Source organism: Streptomyces sp. NPDC002640 (assembly GCF_053592575.1).
On the sequence record NZ_JBSFVZ010000008.1, the window covers coordinates 166,079 to 188,226 of the forward strand.

At 73.9% G+C, this 22,148-nt stretch carries 20 protein-coding genes and 1 riboswitch; of the genes, 11 read left to right on the forward strand and 9 right to left on the reverse strand.

Annotated features, from left to right (window positions below; all coding sequences use genetic code 11):
• Positions 1–37: 37 nt before the first annotated feature.
• Genes ACWD3O_RS13425 through ACWD3O_RS13440 form a run of 4 tightly spaced genes read right to left on the reverse strand, consistent with a single transcriptional unit; the run spans position 38 to position 3,073 of the window.
• A complete protein-coding gene (locus tag ACWD3O_RS13425) occupies positions 38–712 on the reverse strand; it encodes an urease accessory protein UreF (protein WP_451415939.1) in 675 nt (224 codons plus the stop codon).
• Between the two features lie 15 nt (positions 713–727).
• Positions 728–2,449, reverse strand: coding sequence for an urease subunit alpha (locus ACWD3O_RS13430; RefSeq protein ID WP_451415940.1), 1,722 nt, complete (start codon positions 2,447–2,449; stop codon positions 728–730).
• On the reverse strand, positions 2,442–2,753 hold the full coding sequence (locus tag ACWD3O_RS13435; RefSeq protein ID WP_451412731.1) for an urease subunit beta: 312 nt from the start codon (positions 2,751–2,753) through the stop codon (positions 2,442–2,444). The genes ACWD3O_RS13430 and ACWD3O_RS13435 overlap by 8 nt, the downstream gene beginning before the upstream one ends.
• A 17-nt stretch (positions 2,754–2,770) precedes the next feature.
• Entirely contained in the window at positions 2,771–3,073 is a 303-nt protein-coding gene (locus ACWD3O_RS13440) for an urease subunit gamma (RefSeq protein WP_356134866.1), read from the reverse strand.
• Positions 3,074–3,518: 445 nt separating this feature from the next.
• Positions 3,519–3,719, forward strand: a riboswitch (cyclic di-AMP (ydaO/yuaA leader).
• A 2-nt stretch (positions 3,720–3,721) separates the two neighbouring features.
• On the opposite strand from ACWD3O_RS13440, the gene ACWD3O_RS13445 reads away from it, so the two are divergent.
• The 4 genes from ACWD3O_RS13445 to ACWD3O_RS13460 all read left to right on the forward strand — a co-directional run bounded on the left by ACWD3O_RS13445 (position 3,722) and on the right by ACWD3O_RS13460 (position 7,872).
• Positions 3,722–4,195 (forward strand): C40 family peptidase, encoded by a 474-nt coding sequence (locus tag ACWD3O_RS13445; RefSeq protein ID WP_451412732.1) that lies wholly within the window; start codon positions 3,722–3,724, stop codon positions 4,193–4,195.
• 408 nt (positions 4,196–4,603) lie between these two features.
• Positions 4,604–5,956, forward strand: coding sequence for a hemolysin family protein (locus tag ACWD3O_RS13450; RefSeq protein WP_451412733.1), 1,353 nt, complete (start codon positions 4,604–4,606; stop codon positions 5,954–5,956).
• Positions 5,953–6,969 (forward strand): hemolysin family protein, encoded by a 1,017-nt coding sequence (locus ACWD3O_RS13455; RefSeq protein WP_451415941.1) that lies wholly within the window; start codon positions 5,953–5,955, stop codon positions 6,967–6,969. The genes ACWD3O_RS13450 and ACWD3O_RS13455 overlap by 4 nt, the downstream gene beginning before the upstream one ends.
• Positions 6,970–7,095: 126 nt before the next feature.
• Positions 7,096–7,872 carry an SGNH/GDSL hydrolase family protein gene (locus ACWD3O_RS13460; protein WP_451412735.1) on the forward strand — a complete coding sequence of 259 codons (777 nt, stop codon included), beginning with the start codon at positions 7,096–7,098 and terminating at the stop codon, positions 7,870–7,872.
• A 102-nt stretch (positions 7,873–7,974) separates the two neighbouring features.
• Here the strand turns inward: ACWD3O_RS13460 and ACWD3O_RS13465 are convergent, their stop codons facing one another.
• A complete protein-coding gene (locus ACWD3O_RS13465) occupies positions 7,975–9,255 on the reverse strand; it encodes a CehA/McbA family metallohydrolase (protein WP_451415942.1) in 1,281 nt (426 codons plus the stop codon).
• Between the two features lie 175 nt (positions 9,256–9,430).
• On the opposite strand from ACWD3O_RS13465, the gene purB reads away from it, so the two are divergent.
• Positions 9,431–10,870, forward strand: a complete 1,440-nt coding sequence (purB, locus tag ACWD3O_RS13470) for an adenylosuccinate lyase (protein WP_451412737.1) — start codon at positions 9,431–9,433, stop codon at positions 10,868–10,870.
• 4 nt (positions 10,871–10,874) lie between these two features.
• Entirely contained in the window at positions 10,875–11,441 is a 567-nt protein-coding gene (mug, locus tag ACWD3O_RS13475; protein WP_451415943.1) for a G/U mismatch-specific DNA glycosylase, read from the forward strand.
• 19 nt (positions 11,442–11,460) lie between these two features.
• On the opposite strand, the gene ACWD3O_RS13480 is transcribed toward mug, so the two are convergent.
• A complete protein-coding gene (locus tag ACWD3O_RS13480; RefSeq protein ID WP_451412739.1) occupies positions 11,461–11,910 on the reverse strand; it encodes a hypothetical protein in 450 nt (149 codons plus the stop codon).
• A gap of 134 nt (positions 11,911–12,044) precedes the next feature.
• Between ACWD3O_RS13480 and ACWD3O_RS13485 the strand changes: the two genes are divergently transcribed.
• Entirely contained in the window at positions 12,045–13,202 is a 1,158-nt protein-coding gene (locus ACWD3O_RS13485; RefSeq protein ID WP_451412740.1) for an ROK family transcriptional regulator, read from the forward strand.
• A 197-nt stretch (positions 13,203–13,399) separates the two neighbouring features.
• Here the strand turns inward: ACWD3O_RS13485 and ACWD3O_RS13490 are convergent, their stop codons facing one another.
• A complete protein-coding gene (locus ACWD3O_RS13490; protein ID WP_451412741.1) occupies positions 13,400–14,161 on the reverse strand; it encodes a GntR family transcriptional regulator in 762 nt (253 codons plus the stop codon).
• Positions 14,162–14,359: 198 nt separating this feature from the next.
• Positions 14,360–15,298, reverse strand: coding sequence for an RNA polymerase sigma factor SigJ (gene sigJ / locus ACWD3O_RS13495; protein ID WP_451412742.1), 939 nt, complete (start codon positions 15,296–15,298; stop codon positions 14,360–14,362).
• A gap of 153 nt (positions 15,299–15,451) precedes the next feature.
• Here sigJ and ACWD3O_RS13500 point away from each other — a divergent pair, with 153 nt between their 5' ends.
• The 4 genes from ACWD3O_RS13500 to ACWD3O_RS13515 all read left to right on the forward strand — a co-directional run bounded on the left by ACWD3O_RS13500 (position 15,452) and on the right by ACWD3O_RS13515 (position 21,470).
• Entirely contained in the window at positions 15,452–16,297 is an 846-nt protein-coding gene (locus tag ACWD3O_RS13500) for an alpha/beta fold hydrolase (protein WP_451415944.1), read from the forward strand.
• 150 nt (positions 16,298–16,447) lie between these two features.
• Positions 16,448–18,040 carry an alkaline phosphatase D family protein gene (locus ACWD3O_RS13505; RefSeq protein WP_451415945.1) on the forward strand — a complete coding sequence of 531 codons (1,593 nt, stop codon included), beginning with the start codon at positions 16,448–16,450 and terminating at the stop codon, positions 18,038–18,040.
• Between the two features lie 267 nt (positions 18,041–18,307).
• A complete protein-coding gene (locus ACWD3O_RS13510) occupies positions 18,308–19,612 on the forward strand; it encodes a GNAT family N-acetyltransferase (RefSeq protein ID WP_451415946.1) in 1,305 nt (434 codons plus the stop codon).
• A gap of 166 nt (positions 19,613–19,778) precedes the next feature.
• Complete coding sequence (locus ACWD3O_RS13515; RefSeq protein WP_451415947.1) at positions 19,779–21,470, forward strand: DUF885 domain-containing protein; 1,692 nt, start codon at positions 19,779–19,781, stop codon at positions 21,468–21,470.
• Positions 21,471–21,518: 48 nt separating this feature from the next.
• On the opposite strand, the gene ACWD3O_RS13520 is transcribed toward ACWD3O_RS13515, so the two are convergent.
• Positions 21,519–22,100 (reverse strand): rhodanese-like domain-containing protein, encoded by a 582-nt coding sequence (locus ACWD3O_RS13520; RefSeq protein WP_451415948.1) that lies wholly within the window; start codon positions 22,098–22,100, stop codon positions 21,519–21,521.
• Positions 22,101–22,148 lie beyond the last annotated feature (48 nt).

The following is a 22,148-nucleotide window of genomic DNA, read 5'->3' on the forward strand; positions in this document are numbered from 1 at the left end:
CTCAAATTGGGCAGTGCGTTGGGGGACTGTGGTGCGGTCAGGAGGCGAACAGCCGCCCACTGCGGGCGGCATGGGCCTCGGCCGCGATCTCCAGCAGCGGGGCGGAGGCGGCCGGCAGGGCGTCCGGCCCCTCGGTCAGCGCCTCCCGGGCCGCCCGCACGGCGCGGGAGGCGATCCGGTCGGTCTCCGGGGCGAGCCGTGCCAGCACCCCGGTCGCGTCGAACGGGTCCAGGCTCAGCAGCCGGACCGTCGCGGTGGCGGGACCGCCGACGCTCTCGTACGCGGCGCAGTACGCGGCGTCCAGCGGTTCCAGTCCGGCCGCCCGGGCGACGACGCCGAGCACCACCGGCTGGTGTGCGCCGCGGGGGAACGCCTCGGCCAGCGCGTCGAGTTCGGGGCCCGGCCAGGTCGCCCGGGCGGCCCGCAGCAGTTGCCGCCCGGTCCGGCGGGCGACGGCGCGCAGGGCCGGTGACGGGGTGCGGGCGTCGGCGGCGGTGTCCAGTTCCCGCGAGTCCTGGCCGAGCGCCGCCGCCGCGGCGAGCGCGGCGGCGACCAGTCCGGTGGTGTGCAGCCGGCCTCGGCAGAACGCCTCCAGGGAGGCGGCGTCGGTGATCCGGCCGGCGTGGACCGCCGCCTCCGCACCGCCGGAGTGGGCGTGCCCTCCCGCGGGGAAACGGCCGTCGGCCAGCAGCAGGAGTGCGGCGCGGTTCATCGTCGGGTACCGCTCTCAGAAGAGGAAGTAGCGCTGTGCCATGGGCAGTTCGGCGGCCGGTGTCGCCTCGACCAGTTCGCCGTCGATGTGCACGGCGAAGCTGTCGGGGTCGATCCGGACGTCCGGCCGCGCGTCGTTCTCCCGCATGTCGGCCTTGGTGACGCCGCGGGTCGACGTGATGGCCGCCCACCGTTTGCCGAGGTCGAGCCGCTCGGGCAGGCCGGCCTCGATCGCCTCGGGGGCGACGAAGTTGACCGAGTTGGCGGCCGGGGCGCGCCCGATCGCCCCGTACATCGGGCGGGGCAGCACCGGCTGCGGGGTGGGGATGGACGCGTTGGCGTCGCCCATCTGCGCGTAGGCGATCTGCCCGCCCTTGAGCACCAGGTGGGGCTTGACGCCGAAGAACGCCGGTTCCCAGAGCACCAGATCGGCCAGCTTGCCGCTCTCCACGGAGCCGATCTCCGCCGAAAGGCCCTGCGCCAGGGCGGGGTTGATCGTGTACTTGGCGACGTAGCGGCGGGCCCGCAGGTTGTCCGCGCGCCCGTCGCCGGGCAGGGCGCCGCGGCGCCGCTTCATCACGTGCGCGGTCTGCCAGGTCCGCAGGATCACCTCGCCGACCCGGCCCATGGCCTGGGAGTCGGAGGAGATGATCGAGATCGCCCCGAGGTCGTGCAGGATGTCCTCGGCGCCGATGGTGGAGGGCCGGATCCGGGACTCGGCGAAGGCGAGGTCCTCGGGGACGGCCGGGTTGAGGTGGTGGCAGACCATCAGCATGTCGAGGTGTTCCTCGGCGGTGTTGACGGTGTACGGCCGCGTCGGGTTGGTGGAGCTGGGCAGCACGTTGGGGTGGGAGACCACGGTCATGATGTCCGGTGCGTGCCCGCCGCCCGCGCCTTCGGTGTGGTAGGCGTGGATGCCCCGTCCGGCGATCGCGGCGAGGGTGTCGCCGACGAAACCGGCCTCGTTGAGGGTGTCGGTGTGGATGGCGACCTGGACGCCGGTGCGGTCGGCGGCGGTGAGCGCGGCGTCGATGGCGGCCGGGGTGGAGCCCCAGTCCTCGTGCAGTTTGAGGCCGACGGCGCCGCCGCGGATCTGGGAGAGCAGCGCCTCCTGGGAGACGGTGTTGCCCTTGCCCAGCAGCCCGATGTTGAGCGGGTACGCCTCCATCGCCTCGAGCATCCGGGCCAGGTGCCAGGGCCCGGGGGTGACGGTGGTGGCCTTGGAGCCCTCGGCGGGCCCGGTGCCGCCGCCGACCAGCGTGGTGACGCCGGAGGCCAGCGCCTCGTCGGCGATCTGCGGGCAGATGAAGTGGACGTGCGCGTCGACGGCTCCGGCGGTGAGGATCCTGCCGTTGCCCGCGATGATCTCGGTCTCCGGTCCGATCACCAGGTCGGGGTGGACGCCGTCCATGGTGTCGGGGTTGCCGGCCTTGCCGATCCCGGTGATCCGGCCGTCGCGGACGCCGACGTCGGCCTTGACGATCCCCCAGTGGTCGACGATCACCGCTCCGGTGATGACGGTGTCGGGGGCGCCCTCGGCGCGGGTCGCCCGGGACTGGCCCATGGACTCACGGATCACCTTGCCGCCGCCGAAGACGGCCTCGTCGCCGGCCAGGCCGGGGCCGCCGGAGCGGTCCTCCTCGATCTCCACCAGCAGGTCGGTGTCGGCGAGCCGGATCCGGTCGCCGGTGGTGGGGCCGAAGAGGTCGGCGTACTCGGCGCGGGAAAGGTCAGGCATCGAGCGGGCCTCCGGTCTCCTGGCGCAGGCCCGGCACCACACGGCGTCCGGCCAGCGGGACGAGGTCCACCTCGACCGGGATGCCGGGCTCGAACCGCACGGCGGTGCCGGCGGCGATGTGCAGCCGCCGCCCGCGCGCGGCGGAGCGGTCGAACTCCAGGCCCGGGTTGGCCTCGGCGAAGTGGTAGTGGGAGCCGACCTGCACCGGGCGGTCGGCGGCGTTCAGCACGGTGATCCGGGTGACCTCGCGGCCCTCGTTGACGATCACGGGCGTCTCGTCGAAAAGGATCTCTCCGGGAATCATGGGCGGGGTCCCTTTCGTCAGACGATCGGGTCGTGGACGGTGACCAGCTTGGTGCCGTCCGGGAAGGTGGCCTCGACCTGCACGTCGTGGATCATCTCGGGGACGCCCTCCATGACGTCCTCCCTGCTGAGCACGGTGCGGCCGGAGCGCATCAGCTCGGCCACCGTGCGGCCGTCGCGGGCGCCCTCGAGGAGGTGGGAGGCGATCAGGGCGACGGCCTCGGGGTGGTTGAGCCTGAGGCCGCGCGCCCGGCGCCGTTCGGCGACGTCCGCCGCCACATGGATCAGCAGTTTCTCCTGCTCGTGCGGGGTCAGCTGCACGATTTCCACCCCCACCTTCGGCGCCCGACGGAGCACCAGAGGCTAGTCGCGGCTGATTTCGGGGGCGTTAACGGCGCCGGGGCGGGCGGGCTCGTGTCCTGTACGCGTCGGCGCGTGCCCCGCCCGCCCCGGGGCGTGGCCCCGCCGCCACCCGGGTGCGCCCCCGGGCAAACGGACCAGACGACGTACCGTCGTTCGGCGTAGACGCTCGTCCTTCCTCGGGACGTGCCGACTTGCCCCCGGCGCGCGGACACCGGGCGCGCTCCGAGGCTCCCGCGCTGGTGAGCGGCTCGCGGCGGGTGCTTACCGAGGGATACACGCCACTTTGTCCACTCGAACGGCGCAATGGTGACGTATTCCACAACACGCTGTTTACGGATGATCCCGGGCCGCGTCTGCGTGAAGATCCTCCCGACGACAAGCCCCCGCCACCGCGGCGGGGCGGCCCGGGCGGACGCCGAATCCTGCCGCCGGCCGGGCGACGGGTCGACAGGAGTGGATCGGCAGGAGTGGAGGACCCGAGCACGACGGGCCGCCGGAGATGATTCCGCGCGGTCCTTGGGGTGAAGCCGCCGCACGGCGGCCGGGCTACTTCGCGGCCCGAATCCGACAGGTCATCCTTCACAGGCGGCTGTCGAAGGGTTGTGCATGTCCGTGCTCAATCGCGTCCCGTCCCTGATGACCCGGGCCACGACGGCCTCGGTCCTGACCTTCGCCGCATTCGGAGGCGGCATCGTGGTGCCCGGCCTCTCGTCCGAGGCGCAGGCGGCCACCGCGGGCTCCAAGGCCCTGAAGGTGGCGGCCTCCAAGAAGGGAGCCCCCTACCGGTACGGCGCCACCGGTCCGAGCGCCTTCGACTGCTCGGGCCTGACCCTCTACTCGTTCAAGAAGGCCGGCAAGGCCCTGCCGCGCACGGCAGCCCAGCAGTACAACCGCACCACCCGTGTCTCCGCCTCCAAGCGCAGGCCCGGCGACCTGGTGTTCTTCCACTCGGGTTCCTGGGTGTACCACGTGGGCATCTACGCCGGCTCGGGGAAGCTGTGGCACGCGCCCAAGAGCGGCGACGTGGTCAGGCTGCAGAAGATCTGGACGAGGAGCGTCTGGTACGGCCGGGTGCGCTGACCCCGCCGTACGCACGCCCCGGCGCCGGCGGCCCGTCCGTCGGCGCCGGGGCGGTGTTTCGTGGCCGCCGGACGGTTTCCGTCGTCGCCGGGCGGTGTTTCGTGGCCGCCGGACGGTTTCCGTCGTCGCCGGGCGGTTCTCCGTGGTCGCCGGACGGTTCTCCGTGGTCGCCGGACGGTTTTCCGGCGTCGCGCACCCCTTGCCGGGCCGCCGTACGGGTACTCGTGACTAGGTCATGGCCCTCTCCCGCGGGCCGTTTTGCCCGTCCTTTACCCTGGGGGTGTCACCGATCACGGTGATCCTGGCTCTCTTTCGAAAGGTGTGTGAGCGTCCGCCCATGGGCGAGCCTCCCAGTAGCAGCCTTCCCGACGTATCTTCCGCACCTCCCGGCCGCGGGGAGGCGACCCCGTGACCGAGGTCCTCCTCCTGCTCTTGGCAGTCCTGCTCTCGCTGGCCTGCGGCGCCTTCGTGGCGGCGGAATTCTCCTTGACCACCGTGGAGCGCGCCGAGCTGGAGCGCGCCGCGGAGAGCGGCGACCGGGGCGCGGAAAGCGCCCTCAAGGCCGTCCGCGGTCTGACCTTCCAGCTGTCCGGGGCGCAGCTCGGCATCACCGTCACCAACCTGGTGGTCGGCATGCTCGCCGAGCCGTCGATCGCCCGGCTGATCTCGGGCCCGCTCGGCGCCCTCGGCCTCTCGCGGTCCGCCGCGAGCTCGGTGGCCCTGGTGCTGGGCACGGCCCTGTCGACGGTCTTCCTGATGGTCGTCGGCGAGCTGGTCCCGAAGAACTGGGCGATCTCCGCCCCGCTGGCCGTGGCCCGCAAGGTGGCCACGCCGCAGCGCCTGTTCAGCGCGGTCTTCGGCCCGTTCATCACCCATCTCAACAACACCGCCAACCGCGTGGTGCGGCGGATGGGGCTGGAGCCCGCCGAGGAGTTGGCCTCCGCGCGCGGCCCGCAGGAGCTGGCGGCGCTCGCCCGGCACTCCGCCAAGCAGGGGGCGCTGGAGGCCGACACCGCGGAGCTGTTCGTCCGCACCCTGAACCTCGCGGAGCTGACCGCCGAGAACGTGATGACCCCGCGCGTCCAGGTGGTCGCCCTGGACGCCCAGGCGACCTGCGAGGACGTGGCCAACGCGACGCGCGCCACCGGCCTGTCCCGCTACCCGGTGTACCGGGGGAACCTGGACCGGGTGGTCGGCACCGTGCACATCAAGGACGTGCTGGCGCTGCCCGCCGAGCGGCGCGCCAAGGTGCACGTCTCGGAGCTGCTGCGCGAGCCGCTGCTGGTGCCCGAGTCGCTGACCGTGGAGCGGCTGCTCGACCGGCTGTCCGGCGGCCGCACGATGGCCGTGGTGATCGACGAGTACGGCGGCACCGCGGGCGTGGTGACGCTGGAGGACATCGTCGAGGAGGTCGTGGGCGAGGTCCACGACGAGCACGACCCGTACCAGACGCCCGACCTGGCCCCGGCCGGCACCGACCCCGACGGCCGCGCGGTCTACGACGCCGACGGCGCCGCCCGCACCGACCAGCTCGCCCGGATCGGCATGCGCGTCCCGGACGGCCCGTACGAGACGCTGGCGGGCCTGGTCGCCACCTCGCTCGGCCGGATACCGGTCCTCGGGGACGTCATGGAGGTCGCCGGGTGGCGCGTGGAGGTGCTGGACGCGTCCGGCCACCGTGCCGCCCGCGTGCTGCTGACCGCCCCGCCGGCCGACACGGCCGACGTCGGCGCCGAGAAGGGACAGGGAGCGACCCGATGACCGCCGTACAACTGCTGATCGGTCTGCTGACCCTGGTCCTCAACGCCTTCTTCGTCGGCGCGGAGTTCGCCCTGATCTCCGTCCGGCGCAGCCAGATCGAGCCGCACGCCGAGGAGGGCGACCGCCGCGCCGGACGGGTGCTGTGGGGGCTGGAGCACGTCTCGGCGCTGATGGCCGCCGCGCAGCTTGGCATCACCCTGTCGACGCTGGTGCTGGGTGTGGTGGCCGAGCCGGCCATCGCGCACCTGCTGGAGCCGCTGTTCCACGCGATGGGCATGCCCTCCGGCGCGGGTCATGCGGTGTCGTTCGTCATCGCGCTGAGCCTGGCGACCTACCTGCACATGCTGCTCGGCGAGATGGTGCCCAAGAACGTCGCGCTGGCCGAGCCGGTGCGGACGGCGCTGCTGCTCGGGCCTCCGCTGGTGGCGGTCGCCAAGGCGCTGCGGCCGGTGATCTTCACGATCAACGCCTTCGCCAACACCCTGCTGAAGCTGCTGAAGGTGGAGCCGAAGGACGAGGTCACGGCCTCCTTCTCGGACGCCGAGCTGGCGCAGATGGTGAAGGACTCCGGGGAGGCCGGTCTGATCGACGATCGGGCCCGGGAGCGCCTGAACGACGCGCTGGAGCTGGGCCGCCGCCCGGTGGGCGAGGTCCTGCTGCCGCTGGAGAAGGTCCGTTACGTCAGCCTGGGCGTCACCCCCGCCGAGTTGGAGGCCCTCTCCGCGGAGACCGGCTTCTCGCGCTTCCCGGTGGTGGACGACGAGCGGCGGATCATCGGCTACCTGCACGTCAAGGACGCCCTGGACGCGATGCCGCGCGACCTGCCGTTCCGGGTGCAGACCATGCGGCCCATCGCCCGGGTGCGGGAGAACACGCCGCTGGACGACGTGCTGACCGCCCTGCGCGGCAGCCGCACCCACCTGGCCGCGGTGCTCGGCTCCGACGGGCGGCTGACGGGTCTGGTCACCATGGAGGACGTGTTGCGCGAGCTGTTCGGCCAGCCGGCGGCCTGATCCCGCGGTGCCGCGAGGGCCGGGCTCCCCGAGGGGGCCCGGCCCTCGCCGTGTCCGGGGACGACCGACTGGTGTCCGGGGGTGACCGACTGGGCGGTATGTGGCGGGGATACGATCGGTCGCGCCATGCAGACGAATCCCGCACCCACGTACTCCAGCCTCGTCGCCCTGGGCGATTCCTTCACCGAGGGCATGTCCGACCTGCTGCCCGACGGCACCTACCGCGGCTGGGCGGACCTCCTCGCGGCCCGGATGGCCGCCCGCGCCCCCGGCTTCCGGTACGCCAACCTGGCGATCCGCGGCAAGCTGATCGGCCAGATCCTCGACGAGCAGGTGGACGTCGCCGCGGCGATGGGCGCCGACGTCATCACGCTGGTCGGCGGACTCAACGACGCCATGCGCCCGAACTGCGACATGGGCCGGGTGACGGGGCTGCTGGAGGAGGCCGTCGAGCGGCTGGCGCCGGCCTGCAAGCAGCTGGTGCTGATGCGCAGCCCCGGGCGGCGCGGGCCCGTGATGGAGCGGTTCCGGCCGCGCATGGAGGCACTGTTCGAGACCCTGGACGAGCTGGCGGCGCGGCACGGGGCGGTGCTGATCGACCTCTACGGGGCGCCGGCGCTGGCCGATCCCCGGGTGTGGGACGTGGACCGGATCCACCTCGCCCACGAGGGGCACCGGCGGGTCGCCGAGGCGGTCTGGCAGGGCCTCGGGTACGAGCCGGAGGACGAGGGGTGGCACATCCCGATGGCCGCCACTCCCCCGGACCCCTGGCTGCGCCGCCGGGTCGCCGACGCCCGGTTCGCCCGGGTCCACCTGCTGCCGTGGATCGCCCGCCGCCTCACCGGCCGCTCCTCCGGTGACGGCCTGCTGCCCAAGCGCGCGGACCTGCTGCCCTACGAGTGACGCGGGCGGGCGGGGCGGGACGGCGCGCGGGCGCGCACGCCGTCCCGCCGCCGCCTAGGCCGCGGTGCTGCTGCTGCGGTGCTGCGGCTGCGGCTGCGCCTGCTACGGCTGCAGCCACCACGGGCTGGAGTAGGCCACGCCGAAGTCGTTGCAGGGGTGACCGTCGGGGCCCGGGCTGGGGTTGGCCTGCGCGGGGTCGGAGATGCGCAGCACCACCCAGTTGCCGTCCGCGACGTCCAGCGGGACGGTGAACTCGGTGACCCGGTTGGCGGTCGTGCCGATGACGTCGGCGACGGCGGGCGCGCCCGAGCCGGGCCGCAGCACCTGGATGTGGAGCGGCTTGCCCTCCCACTCCGGGCCGCGGTCCAGGTCGAGCACGAACCGCACGTCGGCGCGGGCCTTGTTGACGACGCCGCCCATCCGCACCCCGTCCGCGGTCGCGTCCAGCCGCAGTCCGGAGACCCGCGTGGCGAAGAAGCGGCGGGCCCGCATCGCCTCGAAGACGCCGGCCCGGGTGTTCTGGGTGACCCACAGGCCGCTGCGGCCCTTGCCCTCGGGGAAGCCCCAGTCGGTGCCGTGCTCGTCGGTGACGCCGGTCAGTCCGGTGCGCCAGCCGGCGTTGAGGCAGGCGTTCAGCGGCGAGGACCGGCTGTCGGCCCACCCGTCGAAGAGGTAGTCGTCCCCGCGGTTGAACATCTCCAGGCCGACCATCTTGTCGAGGACGTTGGCGGACAGCGCGAAGTTGTTGAACCGCAGGACCTCCCGGCCGGGGTGGTTGAAGGAGGCCACCGCGTCGCGCTGGGCGAGCCAGTTGTAGAACGAGCCGGGGCCGGACGCGCCGCCGAGGTCGACGAACGAGTCGCTGAACCAGACGTTGGCGTGGCCCTGCAGCGGGTTGGACCACTCGAAGCCGCGGATCGCCGTGTAGACGCCCGGCTCGTTGGCCGCGTCGGCGAGCTGGGCCGTGCGCTGCCACTCGGAGGAGCTGAGGCCCTCGATGCCGAACAGGGTGGAGTGGTCGGTGAGCGCGGCGACGTCCAGGCCGGCGTCCCGCATGGAGGCGAAGGCGAGGGCGGGGTCTCCGTCGCCGTCCGACATCACGGTGTGGTTGTGCAGGTCCGCGTGGACCAGGGTCGTGCCCTGGGTGATCAGCGAGGCGCGGGCCGCCCCCTGCCGCCGCGTGGGGACGTCGGAGGCCCGGGCGGTTCTGGTGGTCAGCGCCTGGGCGGTGCCGGGCGCGGCGGCCATCATCAGCAGACCGCCGGTCGCCGCGAGCAGCGCTCGGCGCGACGGTGCGTGCCGGTGCCCGCCGCGCGCGTCGTGTCCGACGGGGCCCTGGTGACCGTGGGGGCCGTGGGGGTGCGCGTGTCCGTCAGTTGTCATGACCCGGATTACAGCGGGGCCGCGGGGCGGCGTCGACGGGCCGGGAATCGACGATCCGCTGAACAGTCGCGAGCGCCCCGGCGGCCCGCACGGAGCCGGCACGCCGGGTCCTGTAGCTTCCGACGAACGGGGCCGCGGCGTGGACCTGCAGGAACGAACAGTAGAATCCGGTTACGTGACTTCTCCCGCCAAGCCCCGCATCCCGAACGTCCTCGCCGGACGCTACGCCTCCGCCGAGCTCGCCACGCTCTGGTCCCCCGAGGAGAAGGTGAAGCTCGAGCGCCGGCTCTGGCTCGCCGTGCTCCGCGCCCAGAAGGACCTCGGGATCGAGGTGCCGGACGCCGCTCTCGCCGACTACGAGCGCGTGCTCGACCAGGTCGACCTGGCCTCCGTCGCCGAGCGCGAGAAGGTCACCCGGCACGACGTGAAGGCCCGCATCGAGGAGTTCAACGCCCTCGCGGGCCACGAGCAGGTCCACAAGGGCATGACCTCCCGCGACCTGACCGAGAACGTCGAGCAGCTCCAGATCCGCCTCTCCCTCGAGCTGGTTCGCGACCGCGTCGTCGCGGTGCTGGCCCGCCTCGGCCGCCTGTCCGCCGAGTACGGCGAGCTGGTGATGGCCGGACGCTCCCACAACGTGGCCGCCCAGGCCACCACCCTCGGCAAGCGCTTCGCCACCGCCACGGACGAGCTGCTGGTGGCCCACGCCCGCCTGGAGGAGCTGCTCGGCCGCTACCCGCTGCGCGGCATCAAGGGCCCGGTCGGCACCTCCCAGGACATGCTGGACCTGCTCGGCGGCGACGCCGGCAAGCTGGCCGAGCTCGAGGACCGGATCGCCGCCCACCTCGGCTTCGGCCAGGCCTTCACCTCGGTCGGCCAGGTCTACCCGCGCTCGCTGGACTACGAGGTCGTCACCGCCCTCGTGCAGCTCGCCGCGGCCCCGTCCTCGCTGGCGAAGACGATCCGCCTGATGGCGGGCCACGAGCTGGTCACCGAGGGCTTCAAGCCGGGCCAGGTCGGCTCCTCCGCGATGCCGCACAAGATGAACACCCGCTCCTGCGAGCGCGTGAACGGCCTGATGGTGATCCTGCGCGGCTACGCCTCGATGACCGGCGAGCTGGCGGGCGACCAGTGGAACGAGGGCGACGTCTCCTGCTCCGTGGTCCGCCGGGTCGCGCTGCCGGACGCCTTCTTCGCGCTGGACGGCCTGCTGGAGACCTTCCTGACCGTGCTCGACGAGTTCGGCGCCTTCCCCGCCGTGATCGCCCGCGAGCTGGACCGCTACCTGCCGTTCCTGGCCACCACCAAGGTGCTGATGGCTTCCGTGCGGGCCGGTGTGGGCCGCGAGGAGGCGCACGAGGCGATCAAGGAGAACGCCGTCGCCTGCGCCCTCGCCATGCGCGAGCAGGGCGCCGGACGGAACGAGCTGCTGGACCGGCTGGCCGCCGACGCGCGCATCCCGCTGGACCGCGCGGCGCTGGACGAGTTGATGGCGGACAAGCTGTCGTTCACCGGCGCGGCCGCCGACCAGGTCGGGGTGGTGGTGGCCCGGGTCGAGGAGATCGTCAAGCAGCACCCGCAGGCCGCGGCGTACGCCCCCGGCGCCATCCTCTGACCGGGTGGTCGGCCGCACCGTGAGCCCCCGCTTCACCCGTGAGGAACTCGAGGCCGCCCGCGACCGCATCGTGCCCGATGTGGTCGCGGGTGGCCTGCGGGTGCTGTTCTGCGGTATCAACCCGGGCCTGATGACGGCCGCCACCGGCCACCACTTCGCCCGCCCCGGCAACCGCTTCTGGCCGGTGCTGCACCTGTCCGGCTTCACGCCGCGGCGCCTCGACCCGTCGGAGCAGCGCGAGTTGCTGTCGTTCGGGCTCGGCATCACCAACGTGGTCGAGCGGGCGACGGCACGGGCCGACGAGCTGACCGCCGAGGAGTACCTGGAGGGCGGCCGGATCCTGGAGGCCAAGACGGAGCTGCTGCGGCCGCGCTGGCTGGCCGTCCTGGGTGTCACCGCCTACCGGGCCGCCTTCGGCGACCGCAAGGCGGCGGTGGGCCCCCAGGAACGCGTCATGGGTGGCGGCACCCGGGTGTGGGTGCTGCCCAACCCGAGCGGCCTCAACGCCCACTGGACGGCGGCGACCATGGCCGAGGAGTACGCACGGCTCCGCGAGGCCGCGGAGGACTGACCGGCCGCCGCGGGGCCCGCTACGGCGGGTCCTGACGGGTCACCACGGCGAGCAGCGAGAACGGGTGCTCCCGGTCGGGGTGGGAGACCCCGAGGGCTATCCACCGCTCCCGGGCCCGCCACAGGTGCACGTCCGGCAGGTCCTGGCAGAGCCACCCCCAGGGGTCGGGTATCTCGTCCCCCTCCATGGAGCGGACGAAGGCGCCGAACAGCCCCACCCGCTGCGGCTCGCCCCAGCGCGCCGTCAGCCTCTCCGCCAGCGCCTCACGCTCACACTCGAACTGTTCCGCCGTCTCCTCCTCGGGCGACCGGTCCTCCCAGAAGTCCTGGCTGCGCCGGAGTTCGGCCACCCGCCATCCCGGACCGGACCACTCCGGCCCGGGATGGCGGCCCGCGGACGCCGGGCCCTCCTCCGGCAGCTCCAGACCGCACAGCCGTTCCACCACGGCGAGATGACGTGCGATGCTCATGCGTTCCAGTAAACCCGGCGCCACCGACAACTGGCGCGCCGTCAGTTCCGCGAACCCCGGCCCGGTCCTCGCCGGGAGGACGAACGCCGAGTAACATCCGGCCAACATCCGCAGAGAGCTGGGAGGACGGACCAGTGGGACGCCTGACCGGCGGTGACCCCTCGCTGCTGCGGCGGATCAACTCCGCCGTGGTGCTGCACGCGCTGCGCGCGGTCGACTGCGCGACACTGACCGAGATCACCCGCGTCACCGGCCTGTCCCGGCCCACCGTGGAGGGCGTGGTCGACGGGCTCATCCAGGCGGGCCTGGTGACCGAGGCACCCGCGGACGAGGGCGCGACGCGCCGTCAGGGCCGGCCGGCCCGCCGTTTCCGGTTCCGCGCCGAGGCGGGCCACCTGCTGGGGCTCGAGATCGGCGCCCACCGGGTGACCGCGCTCCTCTCCGACCTCGACGGGCGGGTCCTGGACAGCCTCACCAAGGAGGTCGAGGAGACCGCCACCGCGGACGACCGCATCGAGCGCATGCGGACCGGCGTGGCCGAACTCCTGCGCCGCGCGGGGGTGTCGCGGGGCTCGCTGTGGGCGGTGGGCGTCGGCACCCCCGGCATCGTCGAGGCGGACGGCACGGTCCGGCTGGGCACGGCTCTGCCCGAGTGGACCGGCCTGCCGCTCGGGGAGCGGCTCAGCCGGTCCTTCAAGTGCCCGGTGCTGGTGGAGAACGACGCCAACGCGGCGGCGGTGGCCGAGCACTGGAAGGGAGCGGCCACCGAGTCGAACGACATGGTCTTCGTGCTGGCCGGCCTCAGCCCCGGCGCGGGCTCGCTCATCGGCGGGCGGCTGCACCGCGGTTTCGGAGGCGCTGCCGGGGAGATCGGCGCCCTCCACCTGCTGGGCCGCGAGGAGAGCCCGGAGAGCCTGCTGTCCACCGAGGGCGAGCCGCTGCGCCCGCTGGACGAGCAGGCGGTGGCCCAGGTCTTCCGGCAGGCCCGCGACGGCGATGCCCGGGCCCGGGCCGCCGTGGAGCGCTTCGTCCAGCGGCTGGTGCACGACGTGGCCGCCCTGGTGCTGGCGCTCGACCCCGAACTGGTGGTGGTCGGCGGGTGGGCGGCCGGCCTGGACGACGTCCTGGAACCGATCCGTGAGGAGCTCGCCCGCTACTGCCTGCGCACCCCGCGGGTCACGCTCTCCGTCCTCGGCGAGGCGGCCGTCGCCACGGGCGCGCTGCGGCTCGCCCTGGACCACGTCGAGGAGCAACTGTTCGCGGTGGACAGCACGGTGACCGCACGCCGCTGACCCCCCGTGACCCGCCCGGCACCCACGCGTCGGCGGCACCCACGCCGTCGGCACCCGTGTGCGCCCGCGCCGCTGCCGGGGCGACACGGCGCGTGCCCGCGGCGACACCGTCGCCCACGGCCGCCGCCACCCCGCACCCGCCCCGCCGCTCGCCGCGGGAGCGCTCCCGCGACGGGCGGCGACGGCCGGGCACGCGGTCAGCAGGCGCGGCGTTCCGTCTCGTGGACGATCCGCACGTCGCCCGAGGCGCCGAAGGTGAGCCGGCAGGTGTCCGCTCGGTAGGTCGCCACGGAGACCGCGGCCGTCCGCCCTTCGGCGAAGAACCGCGTGGTGACGACCAGCACCGGCGCTCCGGGCAGCCGGTCGAGGTCCTTGGCGTCCTCGGCGCGCGCCGTGCCGAGTTCCACGGCGCGGTCCTGTCCTTCGAGCGTGAGGTGCTGCAGTTCCCGCAGGACAGCCCGGGCGCGGGCCGGGCCCGCGGGCGCGTCGATGGCGGTGAGCTCGGGCACCGACACGGCCGGCACGTAGAGGAGTTCGGCGGCCACGATCTGGCCCTGCGCGGTCAGCGAACGCCGCAGCGCGTGCACCCGCTCGTCCGCGGCGAGGCCCAGCGTGTCGGCGACGGCGGCGGGCGCGGCGGCCTGCGCGCAGTCCAGCGGCTGCCAGGCGTCGCCCGGGGCGCCCGGCCACAGCGGCCGCTCGGTCTCCACGGCCACCCCGACCCGCGGCGGGGCGACGGTGGTGCCCACACCGCGACGGCGCTGCAGCCGTCCTTCCAGTTCGAGTTGTTCCAGAGCCTGCCGGAGCGTCGCCCTGGCGACGCCGAAGCGGGCGGCGAGTTCGCGCTCGTTGGGCAGCACCTCGCCCACCGCGAACTCGGAGTCCAGTGCCTGGCTCAGCACCGTCCTCAAATGCCAGTACTTCGGCTCCGACACCGATTCCAGCTGCGTGGTCCCCACCCTGTCCTCCACGGTGCTGTGTGTCCGGCGACGCTTTAGACGCCCTTGTTTATTAAAGGTTGTTGAACTTTCCTGCGACCATAGGACGCCCCCCGAACCTGGTCAAGACCAATCCTGGAACCGGAGGAGGAATCGGGCAGGGAACGCCACACACCGTTCACACGGTGTTCGTGGTCGAAGGCAGCCGGACGCCTTCGGTCAACCGTGCGTCTCGACGAGCCGGCGCAGCTTGTCCGGGTTGCGCACCAGGTACACCCGCCCGACCAGGCCGTCGACGACCTCGACCTGCACCAGGGTCTCCGGCCGGCCGTCCTCCAGGATCAGGTGGGCGGGCCCGCCGTTGACCTCGACCGGCCGGAGGGACCACGCCCCGGCCGCGCCCGACCTGATGCCGCGGAAGAAGCGCGCGACCTTCTCGGCGGTGAACAGTTCGCGCAGCGGCGCCTTGGCCCTGCCCCCGGAGTCGGCGACCAGACGGACGTCGGGCGCGAGGACCTGGAGCAGCCCGTCCAGGTCGCCGCCCGAGGCCGCGGCGAGGAACCGCTCGGTGAGGTCCCTTCGTTCCGCGGGCGCGGCCCGGTAGCGGGGCCGCCCTTCCTCGACGTGACGGCGGGCCCGGACGGCCATCCGGCGCACGGCGTCCTCACCGCGGTCGAGCATGGCGGCGATCTCCGCGTACGGGAACGCGAACGCCTCGCGCAGCACGAAGACCGCGCGCTCCAGCGGCGAGAGGGTCTCCAGCACCACCAGCACGGCGAAGGAGACCGTGTCCGCGAGTTCCGCCCGCCGCGCGGCGTCCGCGGGCGCGGCGCCGAGCGTGCCGGGCGCGCCGGGGGCCCCGTCCGTGTCCAGGTCGGTGGCCCAGGGCTCCGGGAGCCAGGGGCCCACGTAGGACTCCTGGCGCGCCTTGATCTGCCGCAGCCGGTCGAGGGCGAGCCGGGTGACCACGCGGGTCAGGTAGGCGCGCGGTTCCCGCACCACCGAGCGGTCGGCGCCCGCCCACCGCAGCCAGGCGTCCTGCACCACGTCCTCGGCGTCCACGACCCGGCCCAGCATCCGGTAGGCGACGCCGGTCAGCAGCGCGCGGTGGGACTCGAACTCTGCGGCGGCGGCCTCGGTGGCGGAGTCGGTGGTCACCGTGCCATCCCACCCCGGACTGCCGCCGGTGTCCAGGCACTTTCCGTCCAGCGCGGCGCGGTACGGCCGCCCTCCCCTATCCACTGCGGGCCCTTTGCTGACAAGCTGTCAATATCCGTTTCCCACCCGTCCTCCCATCCCGACGAGGAGCCCATGACCGACACCGTCTCCTTCGACGTCCCGTCCCCGCACGGCCCCCGGACCGTGACCGTCTCCTACCGGCGGGAGGGCACCGGCGAGCCGCTCCTGCTGCTGCACGGGATCGGCCACCACCTCCAGGCCTGGGACCCGGTGAGCCGCATCCTGGCCGCGGACCGTGAGGTGATCGCCGTCGACCTCCCCGGCTTCGGGGCCTCGCCGGCGCTGCCGGAGGGGCTGGAGTACGACCTGCCGACCGTCACGACGGTACTGGGCGCCCTGTGCGCGGCGCTGGGCGTCGAGCGGCCGCACGTGGCGGGCAACTCGCTGGGCGGCCTGCTCGCGCTGGAGATGGGCCGCCGCGGGCAGGTCCGCACGGTGACCGCGCTCTCGCCGGGCGGCTTCTGGTCGCCGGGCGAGTGGCGCTACGCCGCGTCGGTGCTGCGGGTGATGCGCGAGGGCGCCCTGCGGCTGCCGCTGCCGGTCGTGCGGCAGCTGGCCCGGTCCGCCGCCGGGCGGGCGGCGCTCACCGGGACGATCTACGCGCGGCCGGGCCGCCGCCGCCCGGAGGACGTCGTCGCCGAGACGCTGGCGCTGCGGCACGCCCCGGGGTTCGAGCGGACCCTGCGCGCGGGCGCCGGGCTGACCTTCGCCGAGGACCTGCCGGGCGTTCCGGTGACGGTGGCCTGGGGGGACAAGGACCGGCTGCTGCTCCCCCGCCAGGGCGTGCGGGCCAAGCGGATCATTCCGCGCGCACGTCTGATACGCCTGCGCGGCTGCGGCCACGTGCCGATGAACGACGACCCGGCCCTGGTCGCCCGGGTGCTGCGGGACGGCAGCGGCGGCGGTCCGGCGCGCTGAGGAAGCCGGGCGGGTGACCGCGGAGCGCGTTGTTCACCCGGGGTTTCCGCGCGGGCCGTGCGACGGGAGTAGGTCTGGCTGCGCACACCGGTCGGCCGTCCCCGGCCGGTGTCCTACTCCCGTCGGTTTCCCGTTCCCGGAGGCGCAGTCATGTCCGACCACCCGTCCGTCCCGGCACGCCGCAGTGTGCTGCGGGGTTCCCTCGCCGCCTCGGCGGCCCTGGCCCTGCCCGTGGGAGTGGGCTCCGCCGCCCCGGCGTTCGCGCTCTCGGGACGTCCCCGAGCGGCGTGGGGCGTCCAGGCCGGTGACGTGACCGCCGACTCGGGCCTGGTCTGGGTCCGTTCGGACCGCACGGCCCGGATGGTCGTCGAGGTGTCGCCCACCGAGTCGTTCCGCAGGGTCCGCCGGGTGCCGGGGCCGCTGCTGGGCGGGGACACCGACTTCACCGGCGTCACCCGGCTGCGCGGTCTGCCGCCCGGCGAGCAGATCCACTACCGGGTGCTGCTGGCCGACCCGGACGATCCACGCCGCACCGGCGAACCGGTCACCGGCACCTTCCGGACCGCTCCCGCCCGCCGCCGGCAGGGCCTGCGCTTCCTGTGGTCGGGCGACCTCGCGGGGCAGGGCTGGGGCATCAACCCGGACCTGGGCGGTTACCGCATCTACGACGCGATGGCCCGGCTGGACCCGGACTTCTTCCTGCTCAGCGGCGACAGCGTCTACGCCGACGGTCCCATCGCGGCCACCGCCGCGCTGCCCGACGGCCGGGTGTACCGCAACGTCGTGACCGAGGAGAAGAGCAAGGTCGCCGAGACCCTCGCGGAGTTCCGGGGCAACTTCCGCTACAACCTGCTCGACGAGAACCTGCGCCGCTTCAACGCGCAGGTGCCCACGATCGTGCAGTGGGACGACCACGAGGTCCGCAACAACTGGTACCCGGGCCAGATCATCGCCGACACGGACGCCCGGTACACCGAGAAGCGCGTCGACGTGCTGGTCGAGCGGGCCCGCCGGGCGGTGAGCGAGTACTACCCCGTCTCCACGCTGACCCCGGGCCGGCGTGAGGGCCGGATGTACCGGGTGGTGCGGCACGGCCCGCTGCTGGACGTGTTCGTGCTGGACATGCGCACCTACCGCAACGCCAACTCCTCCGGCACCGAGACCGTCGACCCGCAGGGCATCCTGGGTCGCGAGCAACTGGAATGGCTGAAGCGGGAGCTGGCGCGTTCGAACGCGGTGTGGAAGGTGATCGCCGCGGACATGCCGCTGGGCCTGGTGGTCCCCGACACCACGGAGGGCCGGCGGAACGTCGAGGCGGTCGCCCAGGGCGACCCGGGCGCTCCGCTGGGGCGTGAGCTGCAGATCGCGGAGCTGCTGCGGTTCGTCAAGCACCGCCGGATCACCGGCACGGTGTGGCTGACCGCCGACGTCCACCACACCTCCGCGCAGCACTACCAGCCGTCGCGGGCGGCGTTCACCGACTTCGAGCCGTTCTGGGAGTTCGTCTCCGGCCCGCTCAACGCGGGGGCCTTCCCGGCGAGCGCGCTGGACGGCACCTTCGGCCCGGAGCGGGTGTTCGTGAAGGCGCCCACCGCCTCCAACGTCTCGCCGGCCGAGGGCTACCAGTTCTTCGGCGAGGTGGAGATCGACGGCGGCAGCGGCGAGATGACGGTGCGGCTGCGCGAGCAGGACGGGGCGGTGCTGTTCACCAAGGTCCTCCGGCCGGGGCTGGTCGGCCAGTAGCCCGGCGACCTGGTCGCCCTGGCCGCGGAGTGCGCGGAGCGGACCGGGGCGGGGGGCGCCGTCGCGGGGCTGGACCAGGTCGCCGACCGGCGCGGCTCGTCCCGGCTGGTGACCCAGGCACGCCGCCTGCGCACGGCCCTGCGAACTGCGGGTTCCCGTCCCGGAGCATTTGTCCTGTGAGATCTCCCATAGCGGACAGAAGGCCGCTTAACCGGACGGTCACAAAGCGTTTGTGATCACGCAACACCGTTCCTTCACGGTGGAGACATGCATCGAGACTTCTCCACCGTGAAGCGTGTGAACGACGAACGACCGACCCCGTCCTGGCTCCGCCTGGCCCCGAGCGGCTTCCGGGCATGGTGGACAGGACGCCACGAACCCTCGCCCCCGGCAGGTGATACCGATACCGGCGCCCGGCCGTCGTCCCCCGCGGGGCGGCGGACCGGGCAGGCCGGTGCGGACCCGCTGGGGCTCGGGCTGCCCGCCGCGCTGTGGCGGATGCGCGCCACGGTGCGCGACGAGCCCGGCTCGCTGGCCGCGCTCTGCGAGCGCCTGGCCCGTCTCGGTGTGGACATCGTGAGCCTGCAGACCCATCCGCTGGCCGACGGCGTCGTGGACGAGTTCCTGCTCCGCGCGCCCGCCGGGACCACCGCCGAGGAACTGGCCTCGGAGGTGGAGGTGGCCGGCGGCTGGGACGTCTGGACGGAGCGCGGGGACGCCCACGACCTGGTGGACGCCCCGACCCGGGCCGTCGCCCTGGCCACCCGGACCGCACTGGACCCCTCCGAACTGCCGCTGGCGCTGCGCCAGTTGCTGGGGCGCTGCACCATCCGCCAGGTCCCGGCCCGGCCGGGCGACGCCTCCGTGGCGGGACCGGACGGGACCGCGGAGCTCGACGAGGAGACCGGCACCAGGATGCGGCTGCGCGCCCCCGGCGGAGGCGCGATCACCGTGGAACGCCCGTACCTGCCGTTCACCCCGGCCGAACTCGCCCGGGCCCGTGCCCTGGTGGAGCTCGACAGCCGGCTGGGCCCGCGGCTGCCGCTGTCGGAGGACCTGCTGACGGTGCCGGGCGCGGGCCATTTCACGGTCCGCCGCGCCGACCCGCGGGACCTGGAGGCGGCCAAGGCGCTGCACACGCGCTGCTCGGACGAGACGCTGCGCCGGCGGTACCACGGCCCGGTGGGCGACGCCGACCGTTACCTGCGCCACCTGCTCAGCCCCAACTTCGGCCGGACGCTGGTCGTGGAGACCGGGCAGGGCCACGTGGTGGGACTCGGCCACCTCCTGTGGGACGGCGACGAGACCGAGGTCGCGCTGCTGGTGGAGGACACCTGGCAGCGGCGCGGGATCGGCGGCGAGCTGCTGTACCGCCTGGTGCGGATGGCGGCCGAGGCCGGGTGCGAGGCGGTCTACGCGGTCACCCAGGCCTCCAACACCGGGATGCTCGCGGCGATGCGCGGTCTCGATCTGCCGCTGGAGTACCAGGTCGAGGAGGGCACGCTGGTGATCACGGCGCGGGTGGAGCCCGTGCGGCCGGTCACGCCGGAGCCGACGCGGGCCGGAGAGTAACGGCCCGCGGGAGGCGTGTGCGGCGGTGCCGCGACGCCGGACCGCGGAGGGCGGTGCCGCGACGCCGGACCGCTGACGGCGGTGACGTGGCGTGTTCCTGCCACTGTCACCGTCCGAGGTCCCGGCACTGCTGACGGCGGCCCCGTTCCTGGGCAAGGATGGGGCCATGTCAGACACCACCAACCCGCTGCCCCGGCAGGTCGCCGACGCCTACGTCGACGACCTGATCGCCCTCGACCCGATCACCGGCACCTACCTCGGCGTCAGGGAGAGCTCGGGCAGGCTGCCCGACACCTCCCCGGCCGGCCAGGAGGCCCTCGCCGAACTGCAGCGGGCCACCCTGGCCCGGCTCGACGAGGCCGAGCGCCGGCCCGGCGCGGACACCGGCATCGAGCGGCGCTGCGCCCGCCTGCTGCGGGAGCGCCTGACCGCCGAACTCGCCGTCCACGAGGCCCAGGAGGGGCTGCGGGCGGTCAGCAACATCCACAGCCCGGTCCACTCGGTCCGCGAGGTGTTCACCGTGACCCCGGCGGACACCGAGGAGGACTGGGCGGCGATCGCGGAGCGGCTGCGCGCGGTGCCCGCCGCGCTCGCCGGGTACCGGGAGTCGCTGGCGCTGGGCCTGGAACGGAAGCTGTACGGCGGCCCCCGGCCCTGCGCCGTGTTCGTCGAGCAGCTCACCGAGTGGGCGGACCCGCACGGCACCGGCCGGGGCTGGTTCGAGGACTTCGCGGCCGACGGCCCGGAGAAGTTGCGCGGGGAGCTGGACGAGGCGGCCCGCGGCGCGACCGCCGCGCTGGTGGAGCTGCGGGACTGGATGCGCGACGTGTACGGCCCGGCCGTGGCGGGCGCCCCGGACACGGTGGGCCGTGAGCGCTACGCCGGGTGGGCCCGCTACTACAACGGCACCGACCTGGACCTCGACGAGGCGTACGCCTACGGCTGGGCCGAGTACCACCGCATCCTGGCGGAGATGCGGACGGAGGCGGAGCGCATCCTGCCGGGTGCGGCCACGCCGTGGGTGGCGCTGGCCCACCTGGACGAGCACGGCCGGCACATCGAGGGCGTCGACGAGGTCCGGGACTGGCTGCAGGGCCTGATGGACCGCGCGGTGCGGGAACTGGACGGCACCCACTTCGACCTGGCGGAGCCGGTGAAGCGGGTGGAGTCCTGCATCGCCCCGCCCGGGAGCGCCGCCGCGCCGTACTACACCAACCCGTCGGAGGACTTCTCCCGTCCGGGCCGGACCTGGCTGCCCACCATGGGGCTGACCCGGTTCCCGGTTTACGACCTGGTCTCCACCTGGTACCACGAGGGCGTGCCGGGCCACCACCTGCAGCTCGCGCAGTGGACCTACGTGGCCAAGGACCTGTCCCGCTACCAGGCCACGGTCGGCGGTGTCAGCGCCAACCTGGAGGGCTGGGCGCTGTACGCGGAGCGGCTGATGGACGAGCTGGGCTACCTGCGGGACGCGGAGGAGCGGCTCGGCTACCTGGACGCGCAGATGATGCGCGCCGCGCGGGTGATCGTCGACATCGGCATGCACCTGGAGCTGGAGATCCCCGCGGACTCGCCCTACCGTCCGGGCGAGCGCTGGACGCCGGAGCTGGCCGAGGAGTTCTTCGGCGCGCACAGCAGCCGGCCGGCGGACTTCGTGGCGAGCGAGATGACCCGCTACCTGTCGATGCCGGGCCAGGCCATCGGGTACAAGCTCGGCGAGCGGGCCTGGCTGCTGGGCCGGGAGAAGGCGCGTGAGCGGCACGGCGACGCCTTCGACCTGAAGGCCTGGCACATGGCCGCCCTCTCGCAGGGCTCGCTGGGTCTGGACGACCTGGTGGACGAGCTGTCCCAGCTGTGACCGGGACCGGGACCGGGACGGGGACCGGGCCGCCGCCGGGCCGCGGTGTCAGCAGCCGCAGTCGGCGGCCCCGGTGACGGGGGCGGTGAGCGGGTCGGTCTCCCGCCGCTCACCGCCCTGGGGGCCTCCGTCGCTCTCGTAGGCGAAGCCCTCGCGCACCCAGTACTCGAAGCCGCCCAGCATCTCCTTGACCTGGTAACCGAGCCGGGCGAGGGCCAGCGCGGCCCGGGTGGCCCCGTTGCAGCCGGGGCCCCAGCAGTAGGTGACGACCGGCACGGCCGGGTCCAGCAGGCGGGCGGCCAGCCGGGGGATCTGCGCGGTCGGCAGGTGCAGGGCCCCGGGGACGTGGCCCTGGTCCCACGCCGCGGTGGAGCGCGTGTCGAGGAGGACGAAGCCCAGGTCACCGCCCTGTCCGGCCCCGTCGAACGCGGCGGCCACGTCGGCGACGTCGGCATGGAAGGCGAGGCTCGCCGCGAAGTACGCGGCGGCCTCCTCGGGCGCGGCGGGCGGGACGCGCAGCACGGGGTTGGCGGGCACGGGCGCGGTCTTGCCGACGGCGGCGGTGGCGGGGGCAGCAGCGGCGGTGGCGTTGGCGTTGGCGTTGGCGGCGGGAGCGTGGGTGACGGTCATGGGTCGGCCTCCGGTCGGGCACTCGGTGCGGTCGTTGCGACGCCGAGA